Raw genomic sequence first — 15,730 nt, forward strand, 5'->3', positions numbered from 1 at the left:
CACAGAGGGCAGATTTAGAAGCAAACTTCTTCGTCGCCAGCGGCGCACCGCCCTCGTTCGTGGGGCGTATATAGTCGGACCCCATGCGACGCGTCAACACCGATTTCGAACTTTTTTGAATTTTTTGCGACGAATTTTTCGGTCGTCATTTTCGATAGCCGACTGTCCCTGCGGCAGCCCTGGGGTCATCCACAACGAGGCCCTATTGCCGCCGCATTGAGGCGTGAAACCGGCCCATATAAGGAAGGCGCGCGCGTACCTACGAGGCGCGCCGGTGACAGACGACAGGGGCGCCCTGCGCAAGGGCGCGTGATTGGGGATATCGGCCCCGGCTTGCCGCTTCGTTGACTTCAACCGCCGTGACAGGCAATTGTCATGGCCGCAACGACAACGACAAGCCGTTTCGCCTGGGGAAGAAGCAGCCTTTCTGGATGCCAGACACCGAAGAGGTCATAGCCGAACTCGGCAACGAGCCGCCGCTGATCGCGGACGGCCGCAGCGGTCCGCCTGACCGCCGCGAGGTTTCGGCGCGCTGGCTGTCGGGCACTTTTCTCACCGGCGTGACCTCGAGCGTGTTGATGGGCGTGGCGCTGTTCGCGGCGCTGGACGGGCGCCAGCAACTGGCCACGCCGCCTGAAATCGCCGAGCTCATCGGTCTGGCCAGTAGCGGCGATGATTCCGGCGAGCAGGCAAAGACCACAAGGCTGGTCGCGCCGCGCCAGATCGCCCGGGCAAAAGACCGGCGGCGCATGGAAGTGTCGATGGTCACCAAGGTCGGCGACCGCGACGTTATCCACACCATGCCTTTCGTGCAGATCAAGATGGCCCTGGCCGCCGGCCACACCACCAACCGACCCTACCCGCCATTCGACCCGATGCAGGTCTTCGGCGACGACAGCGACGACAATGCCCAGCCGGCAACGGCCACCGCGGTCGCCGGCCAGATCTACGGCGCCAAGGTCGAGAGCGAGATGAGCCTGAAGACGGTCGATTTCCCGATCGAGACGGCCTCCTTCGACGAAAAAAGCGATCTTTCCGCCGACGAGGTGGAAAAGGTCGTGCGGGACGCCAGCAACGGCTTGAGCGACGGCGCCGTCCAGGTGGCCGCTCTGCACTATATAGACCCGCAACGATTCGGCGATGCCTTCGCCGAATCGATGGCCGGCTCCTATGACGTGAAGATCACGCAGGAAAACGTTTCGGTGGCGCCGCGCGCCACGCTGGACGACCAGGCGCCAGCCTTCGCCGAGGAAATCATTCCCTTCACCAAGGATACCGATATCGCCGAGGCCTATGCCGATTCGGGTTACACCGGCGACGATGCCACCGGCATGGCGGAGGCGATCAGCAAGCTCTTGAATGCCCCGGCGCTGAAGGCCGGAACCGTGTTGCGCGTCGGCCTCGAAGTGCGCGGCGACATCGCCAAGGTCGTGCGCACCAGCGTCTACGACAAGACCACGCATATCGTCACCATAGCGCTCGACGATCATGGCCAGTATGTGCCGGCGCAGGAGCCGGAACCCAATCCCGAGCTTTTGACGGCGTTCGACGATTCGCAGCCCGTCGTGGTTCGCGGCAACCTGCCCAATGTCTATGACGGCATCTATCGCGCCGCCTATTCCTACGGCATGTCGAAAGCGATGACGCAGAAGCTGATCAAGCTTCTCGCCTCCGACGTCGATTTCCAGTCGCGGCTTTCGCCGTCCGACCGCCTCGAGGTCCTGTTCTCACAGCCCGACGGCGACGATCAGACCTCCGACGGTTCCGAGCTTCTCTATGTCTCGTCGAACTTCGGCGGGCAGACGCGCAATTTCTATCGCTTCCAGATGCAGGACGGCGGCACCGACTATTTCGACGAGAACGGCAGTAGCGCCAAGCAGTTCCTATTGCGCAACCCGCTGCCAAACGGGCGTTTCACCTCCGGCTTCGGCGCGCGGCGGCACCCGATCCTCGGCTATGTCCGCATGCATACCGGCACCGACTGGGCGGCGCCGATCGGCACACCGATTATCGCCGCCGGCAACGGCGTCATCGAGAAGGCCGGCTGGGCCGGCGGCTATGGCAAGCAGATCATGATACGCCACGCCAATGGCTACGAGACCTCCTACAATCACCAGAGCGCTTTCGCCAAAGGCATCGAGGTTGGCGTTCATGTTCGCCAGGGTCAGACCATCGGCTATCTCGGCCAGACCGGCCTCTCCACCGGCCCGCACCTTCACTACGAGCTGATCGTCAACGGCACCAAGGTCGATTCGATGCGTGTGCGCCTGCCGGTCGGCAAGGTCCTTAAGGGCGACGATCTCGTCGCCTTCAAGCGCGAGCGCGAGCGCATCGACGATCTTTTGAAGCAGGAAGACGGCAACTCGCTGAAGGTTGCCAGCGCCAAGACCGATTCGCAGCTTCCGAACTAATGCATGTCGCCGCAAGTGCGCAGCGGTTTGGGGGAACGACATGCATCAAAACAAAGACCTAAAGCGCGTCGACTGAACCCGTTTCAGCGCGACGCGCTTTAATCACGCGAATCGTTTGACTGTCGCGGCCAGGGCGATGCCTGTCCGGGAACCGTGAACCAGGCGGTGAGAGAAGAGAGCACGCAAAGCAGCGCCGTGATCGCCGCGACCGCGGCGAAAGCTGAATCGCTTGCGGCAATGCTGGCCGCCTCGAGATTGGCGGCGAGACCGGAGGCGGGCGGCTCGCCGAAACCGGGCATCCCGGCAGCATTGCCGGTCATTCGCGCGTAAACCCAGGCCGCTAGCGAGCCCATCGCCGCCACCGCAATCAGGCCGCCGACGCGCGAGACCGCGTTGTTGATGCCGGACGCAGCCCCGGTATCCTTGTCCTCGACGGAAGTCATGACCGCGGTCGACAGCGGCGACACGACCTGCGCCATGCCGAGCCCCATCAGAGCCATCAGCGGAAAGGTGCCGGTCCAGAAATTGTGGATGCCGAAATGGGTGAGCAAAGCGAGGCCGGCGAAGGCGATGGCGACGACCATGCTGCCGCTGGCGATCGGAAAGCGCGGACCGATCCGATCCGACCACTGGCCGACCGGTCCGGACAAAAGCGCGATCGACGCCGACAGTGGCAGGAAGATGAAACCGACCTCGGCCTCGCTCAGTCTCCAGCCGGCGATCAAAAGCATCGGCAGGTAGAACAGGTTGGCCGACAGCGCGAAGTAAAGGAAGAATGTCGCCAGATTGGCGCCGGCAAAGGCCCTGATCCGGAACAGGCCGAGATCGATCATCGGGTCGCGCCGCCGCAGCTCATAGAAGATGAACACAAAAAGCAGGATCACGCCGGCGACGATCGCCGGACCCGACATCAACCCGGCGCCTTCGGCATTCATCGCCGTCAATCCATAAGCCAGCGAGCCGAAAGCGAGCGTCGCCAGCGCGGCGCCCCCGAGATCGAGGCTGCGCTTTTCGGTGGGCTTGTCGGCCGGGACCTTGGCCAAAAGCAGGTAGATCGAAATCAGCCCAAGCGGCAGGTTGATGGCGAAGATCGCGCGCCAGACCCCGTTGCCGAAAGTCGACAGGACAAAGCCGCCCAGCACCGGCCCAAGCGCCGTGGTCAGCGCCGATGCGGCAGCCCAGATGCCGATCGCCCGACCGCGCTCCTTCTTCGGATAGGCTTTGGCGATAATGGCGAGGCTGCCCGGCACCATGATCGCGGCACCGATGCCCTGGATGGCGCGAAAGGCAATCAGCACCGTAGGGTCGGGCGCTACCGCGCAGGCGAGCGAAGCCGCGATGAACAGCGCGATCCCGGTGACGAAGGCGCGCCGCAGCCCAAACCGGTCGCCGGCAGCACCCCCCGCCAGGATGAGCGCCGAGAGCGTCAGCGCGTAGGCATTGGAAATCCACTGCGCTTCCGCCAGGCTGGCGCCGAGATCCACGCGCAGCGCCGGCATGGCGATCGCCAGAATCGAACCGTCGATGAAGCCGAGCGCCGAGGCAAGGATCGCCGCGACCAAAACGAATTTTCGCTGCGTGTCGGGACAGAACGTACCGTTCGCGCGCACGGGCGAACGCGGATCGGTGGTGGTTTCGTTCGCCGATGACATGGATCTCTGCTTAGGCTTCTGGCGTGCGCGCAACAACAAGCCAGAGCATCGCTGTCCTTGAAACCAGATGACCGGAGCATGATGCCGAAAAGTGTGAAGCGGTTTCGGGCGACATGCATCAAAACAAAGACCTAGCGCGTCGACTGAATCCGTTTCAGCGCGACGCGCTTTAGAGACGGGTTCAGATTTCAGGTCGACCCGGCCTGAAATCATCCGGCTCTAATCTAATGCATGTCGCCCAGAAGTGTGCAGCGGTTCTGGGTCAACGACATGCAGCAAAACAAAGACTTAAAAGCGTCGCCTGAGTCCGGTTCAGCGCGACGCGCTTTAGCCGCATGGCGAGGCGGACACCAATCCTGATGCAAACCGCCAATCGCGTGCTAGGTTCGACCATTGTACTTGAAGGGGGGATCCATGAAGCGGCCGCTCGAACCATCGGCGGAAGGACGCGGACGCATCGTCGGCATAACCGACGGCGTCTTCGCCATTGCGCTGACCTTGATCGTGCTGGAGATCAGGGTGCCGTCGCATGAAGCGGTGCATTCGGAAAGCGAGCTGCTTGCTGCGATCCTGGCGCTGGCGTCGCGCTTCCTGACCTATGCGCTGAGCTTCCTGACGCTGACCATCTTCTGGTTCGGCCAGCAGGCGCAGCATGGCCTGATCGCGAAGTCGGACCGCAGGCTCGCGACATTGAACCTGTGCTTTCTCGCCTTCATCGCGCTGCTGCCCTTCTCGACCGACCTCCTTGCCGATTTCCTTGAGTTCAGGATCGCGGTCGTCGTCTACTGGCTGAACCTGCTGATGCTGGGCGCGACGCTATTCGCCAGCTGGTGGTATGCCGACAGGAACGGCATGATCGCCGCGGATGTCGATGCTGAAACGCGGCGCACGATCTACAATCGTATCGTCAAGGCACAGATTCTGTGGGCGGTCGGCGCAGCGCTGTGCCTGATCACGCCGCTGCTCAGCATCGGTTTCATCCTGCTGGTGCAGCTCATCTATGCCGCCGCGCCGCGCGCCTCACTGCTGCGTAAACTCATCGGTTGAGGTCCCGCCGACATCCGCGATTGTTGGTCCGCCAACGAATTCCACCGTGACGCCCGGTGACACCAGCTTGGCAAGCTCGCGCGCATCCCAATTGGTCAGGCGCACGCAGCCATGGCTTTCGGTCTTGCCGATCTTAGAGGGTTCGGGCGTGCCGTGGATGCCGTAGGTCGGCTTGTCGAGCGCGATCCACACCGAGCCGACCGGCCCGTTCGGGCCTGGCGGCACGGTCAGGATCTTGTCGTTCTGGCCCTGCTTGAAATTGATGTTCGGGTTGTAGGTGTAGTTGGGGTCGAGCGCGATGCGCGACACGGCATGGACGCCGGTCGGCGATGGCGTGTCGGCCGATCCGATCGTAGCCGGATAGGCCGCGACCAGCTTGCCGCCGGCATCATAGGCGTAGACTTCCTTCTCGGTCTTGTCGGCCACGATACGCGCCACCGGCGTCGACACCAGCTTGCCGAAATTGGCGACCTTGATCATGGTGCCGGGGCGATTGAAGTCGACCCCCTTGTTGATCGACTTCAGATAGGTCTCGTCCATGTGGAAGCGTTCGCCCAGCGCCTCGGTGACCGAGGTGTAGCACATGCAGTCGAGTCTGGCCTTCTGGCTGTAGTCCTCCGGGATCGAGGCGACGTAGTGGCCGGCCACATCTTCCGGCGTGATCGTGTAGGAGGCAAAGGCGTCGCCGCCGGACTGGGCAAGTGCTGCCTGGATGCCGACGGCATCGGTCGATTTCAAATTGGTGCCGTTTATCTCATTGTAGGCGGCCAGCGCCTTGTCGACATTCGAGCCGAAGCGCCCGTCGATCACGCCCGGCGAAGCGCCGCCGCGGTCGAGCAGCACCTGCAGCGCCGCCACGTCCTGGCGCACGCCAAGCGACAGCGATGGATCGACGGTCGCCTTGCCGCCCGTGTTCGGCGGCAATGACGCATCCGGATTGGTCTGCAGCACTTCGCCCTGGCGGCCCGGCTGCTCCGGATCGATCGATGCCTCGTTCAGCGGCTGGCGCTTGATTGTGTTCGGCGCCTCCGGATAGGTGGTCGCGGAGCCTTCATCATTATTGGGCGGCGCCGGCGGATAGGCATCGACGGAATTGTCGACGCCGTTCGGATCATATTCGTCGACCGGCGGCGGGATGACCCGGCCGTTTTCCTCCAGCTGCCGCCGGCGGAACCGAGCCATGTCTTCGGGATTGTCGAGATAATAACGGTCGTCACCCTCGGCCGGCGCGCGGCCGAGTTCTTGCATGCGCATCTGCCGGCGAAGCGCGCGGCGGTCGAGCCTGCTCCCCGGCGGTTGGATGGCGATCACCTTGCCGGTGTCGGCATCGACCAGCACGCGGTTGCCCCTGGCGTCGTAGTAGATATCGATATTGCCTTCCTGGGCCAGCATCAGCGCGCCGCGCTCGGCCGGACGCGCACTTTGCGCGCCATCCACGCTCGGCGCGGCGAACGCACTGGAAGACACCAGCCCGGCCGCGAGTGCCGAAAGGGAAAAGATCAAGCGCAGCATGGGGGTCAAGCTCTCCGGTCGACTCGGGCTTCTGGCGGGCGAACCTTCGCCAGCAAACCAGTTACCCAGATTAAGGTTCCAACATGAACCGGGCATGAAGATGGCGGTTTTCCGGGTACCTTGAGGAATCTAAGCTAGCTTGCGGCAAGCCCCAATTCCTTGCGTGCTTGTTTGGTCAGCTTGAGGACGACCAGGCGATGGCTCTCGCGCAGATAGTCCTCGAGCGCCGCATCATCCACGCTTTGGCTTGTCTGACGCTGGATCCATTTCATGCCGCGCGAGGCGAGGTAGGGCGCCGGCCGGCAACCCGGCTGATCCTTCAGCACGTCATAGCCCATCTCGGAACATTTGAAGGTGACGAACAGCTGCCCGCCGTCGTTCCAGCCGCCAATGGCAAACACCTTGCCGCCGACCTTCCAGACATGCGCGCCGCCCCACTGCACCACATGCGTCGTCGCGGGCAGTGAAGCGCAGAAGCCATTATAGTCGTCGAGTTTCATCGAGGCCCTCCCCAGCCATTTCTGAATCGGCAGTTGATTATGCCTAATGCATGTCGCCCAGAAGTGTGCAGCGGTTCTGGGACAACGACATGCATCAAAACAAAGACTTAAAGCGCGCCGCACCAGTCCGATGCGACGCGCTTCAAGTTCATTCCAACTGCCCGAGATCAGGCGGCGGCCTCCGTCGCCACCATGGTCGGCTTCGAGCGGAAGTTCAGGCGATCGGAGCCCGCCGTGACCTTGACCGTCGAACCGTCGAGGATCTCGCCGAGCAGGATCTTCTCCGCCAGCGGGTCCTGCAGTTCCTTCTGCATCACCCGCTTCAGCGGCCTGGCGCCATAGGCCGGGTCGTAGCCCTTCGAGGCCAGCCACTCGATCGCGTCATGATCCAGCGACAGCGTGATCTTGCGGTCGACGAGCAGGTTCTCCAGTCGCTTGAGCTGGATCTCTACGATGCGGTCCATGTCCTGCCGGCGCAGCCGGTGGAACAGGATCACCTCGTCGACGCGGTTGAGAAACTCCGGCCGGAACGAGGCCTTCACCACGGCCATCACCTCGTCGCGCACGGCATCGACATCCTGGTCGTCGTTGAGACCGACCAGATATTCGGCGCCGAGATTCGACGTCATGATGATCAGCGTGTTGCGGAAATCGACCGTGCGGCCCTGACCATCGGTCAGGCGGCCGTCATCGAGCACCTGCAGGAGCACGTTGAACACGTCCGGATGCGCCTTCTCGATCTCGTCGAACAGCACGACCTGATAGGGCCGGCGCCGCACCGCTTCGGTCAGCGCGCCGCCTTCCTCATAGCCGACATAGCCGGGAGGCGCGCCGATCAGCCGGGCGACCGAGTGCTTCTCCATGAACTCCGACATGTCGATGCGCACCAGCGCCGTCTCGTCGTCGAACAGGAAGTTGGCCAGCGCCTTGGTGAGCTCGGTCTTGCCGACGCCGGTCGGCCCGAGGAACATGAACGAGCCGATCGGCCGGTTCGGGTCCTGCAGCCCGGCGCGGGCGCGCCGCACGGCCTTCGACACCGCCTGCACGGCTTCGCCCTGGCCGACGACGCGCTTGCCGATCTCGTCTTCCATGCGCAACAGCTTCTCGCGCTCGCCTTCCAGCATCTTGTCGACCGGAATGCCGGTCCAGCGCGACACGATATGGGCGACGTGGTCGGGCGTGACCACCTCTTCCACCATGCCGGTCTTGCCGTCCTGCGCTTCGGCTTCCTTCAGCTTCTTCTCGAGCTCCGGGATCCTGCCATAGGCAAGCTCTCCGGCGCGCTGGAACTCGCCCTTGCGTTGCGCGATCGCCAGCTCGTTGCGCGTTTCGTCGAGCTGCTTCTTGAGGTCGGCGGCAAGGCCGAGCTTCTGCTTTTCGGCCTGCCACTTCGTGGTCAGCTCGGTCGATTCTTCCTCTAGGCCGGCGAGTTCCTTCTCCAGCCGGGAAAGCCGGTCCTTCGAGGCCTCGTCCTTCTCGACCTTCAGCGCCTCGCGCTCGATCTTGAGCTGCATGATGCGGCGGTCGATCTCGTCCAGCGCCTCAGGCTTGGAATCGACCTGCATGCGCAGCCTGGACGCCGCCTCATCGACCAGGTCGATCGCCTTGTCGGGCAGGAAGCGGTCGGCGATGTAGCGGTTGGAAAGCGTCGCCGCCGACACCAGTGCGGAATCGGAGATGCGCACCTTGTGGTGCTGCTCGTACTTCTCCTTCAGGCCGCGCAGGATCGAAACCGTGTCTTCCACCGTCGGCTCGTCGACGAAGACGGGCTGGAAACGGCGGGCAAGCGCTGGATCCTTTTCGACATGCTTGCGGTATTCGTCGAGCGTGGTCGCGCCGACGCAGTGCAGCTCGCCGCGCGCCAGCGCGGGCTTCAACAGGTTCGACGCGTCCATCGCACCATCCGCCTTGCCGGCACCGACCAGCGTGTGCATCTCGTCGATGAACAGGATGATGTTGCCGTTGGCCGACGTGACTTCGTTGAGCACGGCCTTCAGCCGCTCCTCGAACTCGCCGCGATACTTGGCGCCGGCAATCAGCGCGCCCATGTCGAGCGCCATCAATTGCTTGTCCTTCAAAGATTCCGGCACGTCGCCATTGACGATGCGCAGCGCCAGGCCCTCGGCAATCGCCGTCTTGCCGACGCCCGGCTCACCGATCAGCACCGGATTGTTCTTGGTGCGCCGCGACAGCACCTGGATGGTGCGGCGGATCTCGTCGTCGCGGCCGATGACCGGATCGAGCTTGCCGGCGCGGGCATCAGCCGTGAGATCGCGCGCATACTTCTTCAGCGCGTCATAGCCCTGCTCAGCGCCGGCCGAGTCGGCGGTGCGGCCCTTGCGGATATCGTTGATGGCCTGGTTGAGCGCCTGCGCGGTGACGCCTGCCTTGGACAGGATGTCGGCGGTCTTGGCCGACTTCTCCATGACAAGCGCCTGCAGCAGCCGTTCGACGGTGACGAAGCTGTCGCCGGCCTTCTTGGCCAGGTCCTCGGCGGTTGAAAACACCTTGGCGAGCGGCTGGGCAAGGTAGAGCTGGCCGTTGCCGCCTTCGACCTTAGGCATGGCTTCGAGCGCCGCCTCGACGCCGAGCTTGACGTCACGGGCACGGCCTCCGGCGCGCTCGATCAAGGATGCGGCAAGCCCCTCGTCATCGTCGACGAGCACCTTCAGCATATGTTCGGGGGTGAATTGCTGGTGGTTGCGCGAGAGCGCCATGGTCTGCGCGGACTGGATGAAGCCGCGCACGCGCTCCGAGTATTTTTCAAGATTCATTCTCTGTCTCCTTCCGTCACCGGCCCGCTTTGCGGCACCGGATCAGATTGCGGTGACGGGCTCGCCCATGAGAGCCGAGCCCTGTTTCCTCGCGAGATATGGTGTATGGGCCGCGGTCCCTCAAGACGCATTGATGTCGATCAAGGCAGAATATTCCGGGCGCGCACGAACGAAAACGGCGGAGATTGCTCTCCGCCGTCCGCATTGCCTGAAATGGCGTTTGGATCAGTTGTCCGCGTCGGCGGTCACGGGCTCGCTCGGAGCCGCGGCTTCGCTGGCGACCGGCGCCGGCTCGCTGGCGACAGGCTCGCTCGCCGGCTTCGCCTCTTTGGCGGGCTTGGGCGCGACGTCATCGCTGTTGTTCGCCGCGTTGTGCATTTCGCCTGAACTTTCGGGGCTCGAGCCCTCCGGCTGGCCGCCCTGCTCGCCATTGCCGGCCTGGTCGGCGTAGTTGCCGCGCGGGCGGCGCGGACGACGCGGCCGGCGAGCGCCATTGTCCACGGCGGCTTCATTGAGCTCGGCCTGGGCGGCGAGCGCTGCCGGCGAGAAACTGTCGAACTGCGGCGCCTGCTCGGCCTGGGGTTCGGCCTCGCCGGTGGCTTCGGGCTGCACCTGCGTCTCATTGCGGCGGTTCTGGTCGAACTGCTGGCCGCCGTGCTCGCCACGCTGGCCGTTTTCGCCACGCTGGGCGTTCTGGCCATAGCCGCCGTTGCGGCGGTCACGATGCCGGTCGCGGCCGTTGTTGTCGCGATTGTCGCGCTGGTTGTTGTCGCGGCGGTTGTTGTTGTCGCGACCGTTTTCCTGGTTGTAGGCAAGTTCCGCCGGCGTACCTTCGATCACAGGCTGCGGCCCCGAGCCGTTCGCCGCGGCCGGCGCCTCGGCGCCGTTGCCGTTGTTGTTGCCGACAGGATCGAACTCGTCACGATCTTCATCGAGATCGTCGTCGAAGTCGTCGCGGTTTTGCTGGGCGTTCTGGATCGGCATCTGCGCCTGCGCGGCGGCAATGATGCGATTGTAGTGTTCGGCGTGCTGGAGATAGTTCTCCGCCATCACCCTGTCGCCGGAACTCTGCGCGTCACGGGCGAGTGTGGCGTATTTTTCGGCGATCTGTTGAGCCGATCCGCGGATCTTCACGTCCGGACCGTTGCTCTCGTAGGTGCGGGTCAGGGGATTTGGCCCCTTGCGGTTGTTATTGTTGCCACCGCCGCCGCCATTGTTGTTGCGACCGCGCATGCGCCTGTTCTGCTGTTGTGGCCTCATTAGACTCTCTTCATAGTGAATTTTCGAAAAAACTCTTCACGAACGGAGGCGCTCATGCAGCCAGCCGTTTCGTTTCTTCACCGGCGTTCGCCCGCATCAATTGCGTTGGCGCCACGTGCCATCCTGTTCCGGTTACATCACTTGCCGGACGATTCCCGCACGAAGCTTGGCGTCGTTTGCGCAAGAAGGCAGCTATTTCCAAGGAAAACCGAATCGCTGGGAGCACTGCCTGCTTCGTCTCATCCGGTTGAGCCGGACCCTAACTGCATTCCCCGATGTTGCCAAGCGGTTTTTTCGCACTGCATCAGGGCTTTCAACGCTCGAACACCAGAACTCTGTCATTGCCGCCGAGGTCGCGATAGGCACTTGCAAGCCCGTAGCCGGCTGCCGCGAATATCCCGGTTACCTCGTTTTTCTGCGTGTGGCCGATCTCGACCGCTACCTTGCCTTGCGCTTCCAGAAATTCTGCCGCTTCAGCGGCAATGACCCTATAGGGGTCCAAACCATCCACACCGCCATCAAGGGCCTTGTGCGGGTCGAAATCGCGGACTTCGTCCTGCAGATTTCCGATGTCTCGACTGGGTATATAGGGAGGGTTCGAGGCAATTACATGGTAGCGGCCCGAAACTTTTTCGAACCAGTTGGAATGCAAGGCTTTGAAGCGCCCGCCGAGCCCCAGATCCCGGGCGTTTCCGGCCGCTGTCGCCAATGCCTCGAGCGAGATGTCGACGCCTGTCGCAGCCGCCGCCGGAACAGCATTGAGCAACGCCAGCGCGATGGCGCCGGTGCCCGTGCCGAGGTCGAGAATGCGGCATTCGCCCAGCCTTTCCGCGATTGCCCTGGCGAAGGGCAGGACGGCGTCGACCAGCGTCTCGGTGTCCGGCCGGGGCTCCAGCGTCTCCGGCGAAAGCGATAGCCGCAAACCATAGAATTCGCGGTAGCCGAGAATACGGTGCGCCGGCTCGCCTGCGACGCGACGCCTCAGGGCCGCTTCGATGGCAGAAAGCGCCGCGGCACCCACCTCTTGTCGCGGTTCGGCAATGGCCTGGGTGCGGGTCGTGCCGGAGAAATGTTCGACGATCAGCCGCGAATCGAGCACCGGATCGTCAATGCCGGCTGCGGCCAGATGCATGCGCGCCGCCCTGAGCAGCGGCCCGAGCGCGGCTGGCAGTTGATCAGCCATCGAGGCTCATATCGGCAAGCAGCTTCGACTGATGGTCGGCGATCAGCGCGTCGATCACCTCGTCGAGTTCGCCCATCATAACCCGGTCGAGCTTGTAGAGCGTGAGATTGATGCGGTGGTCGGTGACGCGCCCTTGCGGGAAATTATAGGTGCGGATGCGCTCTGAACGATCGCCCGAGCCGACCTGCGATTTGCGCGACTCCGAGCGTTCTTCATCCGCCCGGCTGCGCTCCAGGTCGTAGAGCCGCGCCCGCAGGATCTGCATGGCTTTTGCTCGGTTCTGGTGCTGCGACTTCTCCGCCTGCACCACCATGATACCAGTCGGCAAATGGGTGATGCGGACCGCCGAATCGGTGGTGTTGACGTGCTGGCCACCCGAACCCGAGGCGCGCATCGTGTCGATGCGGATGTCTTCGGCGCGGATTTCGATGTCGACCTCTTCGGCTTCCGGCAACACGGCAACCGTGGCGGCTGAGGTGTGGATACGTCCGCTGGCTTCGGTTTCCGGCACGCGCTGGACGCGATGCGCACCGGATTCGAACTTCAGATGCGCGAACACGCCCTTGCCCGACACCGAGGCGATGATTTCCTTGTAGCCGCCGGCATCGCCATCGCTGGCCGACACCACCTCGAAGCGCCAGCCGCGCGAGGCGGCATAGCGCTCATACATGCGAAAGAGATCGCCAGCGAACAAGGCCGCCTCGTCGCCGCCGGTGCCGGCGCGGATTTCGAGGATGGCGTTCCTCTCGTCAGCCGCGTCCTTGGGCAGAAGCAGTATCTGGATGTCCTTCTGCAGCGCCTCGATACGCTCCTCGACCTCCGGCAGGTCCGCCTCGGCCAGCGCCCGCATGTCGGCGTCGGTCGCCTTGTCGGCGAGCATCGCCTCGAGGTCCGCCTGCTCCTGTTCGGCGACGCGCAGCGCCCGGATCTTGCCCACCATCTCCTGGATGTCGGCATATTCCGACGCCATCTTGACATAGGCATCGGCGGCGGGGCCGGCCGACATCTGCGCTTCGAGCATGTCGAAGCGCTTGACGACTTGATCCATACGGTCGCGGGGCAGGTTGATCATGGTGAAAATGCTATAACGGAATCGAGCGGTCGTCGGCAAAGGCTTGCAGCAGCGCGCGCATCGGCAGCTTCTGGCTGGGTGCCATCAGATTGTCGTTGAAGAAGCCCTCCAGCTCCTGCAGCGGCAGTTCGGTCAGCATCGCCTTGACCGGGCCGATCGATGCCGGCGACATCGAGATCGAGCGGAAACCGAGGCCGATCAGCGCCATGGCCGAGATCGGCTTGCCGGCGAGTTCGCCGCAGAGCGTCACCGGCGTATGGTTGCGCGCGCCGGCATCGGCAATCATCTTCAGCACCCTGAGGAACGGCGTCGACAGATTGTCGAAGCGGTCGGCAAGCTGGGTATTGCCGCGATCGACGGCCATGACGAACTGGAAGAGGTCGTTGGAGCCGACCGAGACGAAATCCACCGCCTTCATCAATTCGTCGAGCTGGAACAAGAGCGACGGCACTTCCAGCATCGCGCCGAGCTTGAGGCTGGTGGGCAAATGATGCGCAAAGCGCGACAAATGCCGGACCTCGCGGTCGATGATCTCGCGCGCCTGCGCGATTTCCGACAGCTCGGTCACCATCGGCAGCATCAACTTCAGCTCGCGGCCGCCGCTGGCCTTCAGCAGCGCCCGGATCTGCGTCCTGAGCAGGCCGGGACGATCAAGCGTCAACCGGATCGCTCGCCAGCCGAGCGCCGGGTTTTCTTCCTGGATCGCGCCCTTGAAGTAAGGCAGCACCTTGTCGCCGCCGATGTCGATGGTGCGGAAGGTCACCGGTTTGCCGCGCGCGGCGTCGAGCACGTCGCGATAGAGCCGCTCCTGCGCCTCGGCGCGTGGGAAGGTCGAGGCGACCATGAACTGCAGCTCGGTGCGGAACAGGCCGATGCCGGCGGCACCAGACTCCGTCAGCTGCGGCAGGTCGACGGCAAGGCCCGCATTCATCAGGAGATCGACCGCAACCCCGTCCCTGGTCAGCGACGGCTTCTTGCGCAGCTCGCGGTAGACCTCCTGCCGCCGCGCCCGGAACCGGACTTTTTCGGCGTAGGCGGCTTCCAGGTCGGACTGCGGCCGTAGATGGATGGTGCCTTCTTCGCCGTCGACGATGATGGCGTCGCCGTTTTCCGCCATGGAAACGGCGCCCTTCACCTGTCCGGCGACCGGGATGCCCATGGCGCGCGCGACGATGACGACATGGCTGGTCGCGGCGCCGTCCTCCAGCACCAGGCCGCGCAGCTTGTCTCGCGGATAGTCGAGCAGTTCGGCCGCGCCCATCGAGCGGGCGATCAGGATGGCGTCCTTGGGCAGCGAGGCCGCGACATCCTCCGGACCACGCCCCATCAGCTGGCGTAAGAGCCGGTTGGCGAGGTCGTCGAAATCGCTCATCCGCTCGCGTAGATAGGGGTCGGTCATGTGCAGCATGCGCGCGCGCATGTCGCTCTGCACCTTTTCCACCGCCGCTTCCGCCGTCAGGCCGTTGCGGATCGCCTCTTCCAGCCGCCGCACCCAGCCGCGATCGTTGGCGAACATGCGGTAGGCCTCGAGCACCTCGCGATGCTCGCCCTCGAAGGCGACGTCGCGGCGCTCCAGCATGTCGTCGATCGAGAGCCTCAGCGAGCCGAGCGAGCGGTCGAGCCGGCGCACCTCCTCCTCGCTGTCCTCGTTGAACAGGTTGGTGACGACGATGCGCGGCTCGTGCAGCACGACATGGCCGAGGCCGACGCCGTCATTGAAGGATACGCCGGTGAAGCTCACCGGGCGGCGCAGGTCGAGCTCCAGCCCCGGCTTGGTCAGGCGGGCGAGATCGCCGGTGGCGATCATCTCGGCGATTACCATCGCCGTCGTTTCCAGCGCCTCGACCTCGTCGTCGCGATAGTGGCGCATGGTCTTGTTCTGCACCACCAGGACGCCCAGCGTGCGCCCTGCCCTCAGCACCGGCACGCCGAGGAAGGAATTATAGATCTCTTCGCCCGTCTCCGGCAGGTAGGCGAAGGCCGGGTGCTCCTGCGCGTTGGATAGATTGAGCGGCCGCGCGCTGGCGGCAATCGTGCCGACCAGGCCCTGCCCGAGTCGCAACTGCGCCAGGTGGACGGCGTTCGGGTTCAGACCCTCGGTGGCGTAGAGCTCGAGCACCGAGTCGGCGCGCAGCACATAGAGCGAGCAGACTTCGGCGACCATGTTGGAGGCGATGTCGCGCACGATGCGGTCGAGCCGCTCCTGCGGCTCCAGCGGCTCCTGCATGAGCTCGCGAAGCCGTTTGAGCAGAACGCGCGGGCCACTGGCCGTATCACGCATCGCGGCTTGTTCTCCAATGGGCATCTCGCCCGCCGCAG

10 protein-coding genes are annotated in these 15,730 nt (G+C 64.0%); 2 read left to right on the forward strand and 8 right to left on the reverse strand.

Annotated features, from left to right (window positions below; translation table 11 throughout):
- Positions 1 to 431 precede the first annotated feature (431 nt).
- Positions 432 to 2,411 (forward strand): peptidoglycan DD-metalloendopeptidase family protein, encoded by a 1,980-nt coding sequence (locus ACWGS9_RS26490; protein WP_454508016.1) that lies wholly within the window; start codon positions 432 to 434, stop codon positions 2,409 to 2,411.
- A 98-nt stretch (positions 2,412 to 2,509) separates the two neighbouring features.
- Here the strand turns inward: ACWGS9_RS26490 and ACWGS9_RS26495 are convergent, their stop codons facing one another.
- Positions 2,510 to 4,063, reverse strand: coding sequence for an MFS transporter (locus tag ACWGS9_RS26495; protein ID WP_454508017.1), 1,554 nt, complete (start codon positions 4,061 to 4,063; stop codon positions 2,510 to 2,512).
- Between the two features lie 414 nt (positions 4,064 to 4,477).
- Here ACWGS9_RS26495 and ACWGS9_RS26500 point away from each other — a divergent pair, with 414 nt between their 5' ends.
- The gene (locus ACWGS9_RS26500) at positions 4,478 to 5,110 is read left to right on the forward strand and encodes a TMEM175 family protein (RefSeq protein WP_454508018.1); all 633 of its coding nucleotides are present in this window, start codon (positions 4,478 to 4,480) and stop codon (positions 5,108 to 5,110) included.
- Here the strand turns inward: ACWGS9_RS26500 and ACWGS9_RS26505 are convergent.
- The 7 genes from ACWGS9_RS26505 to ptsP all read right to left on the reverse strand — a co-directional run bounded on the left by ACWGS9_RS26505 (position 5,084) and on the right by ptsP (position 15,692).
- A complete protein-coding gene (locus ACWGS9_RS26505) occupies positions 5,084 to 6,622 on the reverse strand; it encodes a L,D-transpeptidase family protein (RefSeq protein WP_454508019.1) in 1,539 nt (512 codons plus the stop codon). The two genes, ACWGS9_RS26500 and ACWGS9_RS26505, sit on opposite strands and share 27 nt — an antisense overlap.
- Positions 6,623 to 6,756: 134 nt before the next feature.
- On the reverse strand, positions 6,757 to 7,122 hold the full coding sequence (locus ACWGS9_RS26510) for an MmcQ/YjbR family DNA-binding protein (protein ID WP_320310404.1): 366 nt from the start codon (positions 7,120 to 7,122) through the stop codon (positions 6,757 to 6,759).
- A gap of 167 nt (positions 7,123 to 7,289) precedes the next feature.
- On the reverse strand, positions 7,290 to 9,896 hold the full coding sequence (gene clpB / locus ACWGS9_RS26515) for an ATP-dependent chaperone ClpB (protein ID WP_454508020.1): 2,607 nt from the start codon (positions 9,894 to 9,896) through the stop codon (positions 7,290 to 7,292).
- 225 nt (positions 9,897 to 10,121) lie between these two features.
- The gene (locus ACWGS9_RS26520; protein ID WP_454508021.1) at positions 10,122 to 11,129 is read right to left on the reverse strand and encodes a DUF4167 domain-containing protein; all 1,008 of its coding nucleotides are present in this window, start codon (positions 11,127 to 11,129) and stop codon (positions 10,122 to 10,124) included.
- 340 nt (positions 11,130 to 11,469) lie between these two features.
- Entirely contained in the window at positions 11,470 to 12,339 is an 870-nt protein-coding gene (gene prmC, locus ACWGS9_RS26525) for a peptide chain release factor N(5)-glutamine methyltransferase (protein WP_454508022.1), read from the reverse strand.
- The gene (gene prfA, locus ACWGS9_RS26530) at positions 12,332 to 13,411 is read right to left on the reverse strand and encodes a peptide chain release factor 1 (protein ID WP_454508023.1); all 1,080 of its coding nucleotides are present in this window, start codon (positions 13,409 to 13,411) and stop codon (positions 12,332 to 12,334) included. Before prfA ends, prmC begins: the two co-directional genes overlap by 8 nt.
- A 10-nt stretch (positions 13,412 to 13,421) precedes the next feature.
- On the reverse strand, positions 13,422 to 15,692 hold the full coding sequence (gene ptsP, locus ACWGS9_RS26535) for a phosphoenolpyruvate--protein phosphotransferase (protein ID WP_454508024.1): 2,271 nt from the start codon (positions 15,690 to 15,692) through the stop codon (positions 13,422 to 13,424).
- Positions 15,693 to 15,730: the final 38 nt, after the last annotated feature.

It is taken from the genome of Mesorhizobium sp. Arg314 (assembly GCF_053714275.1).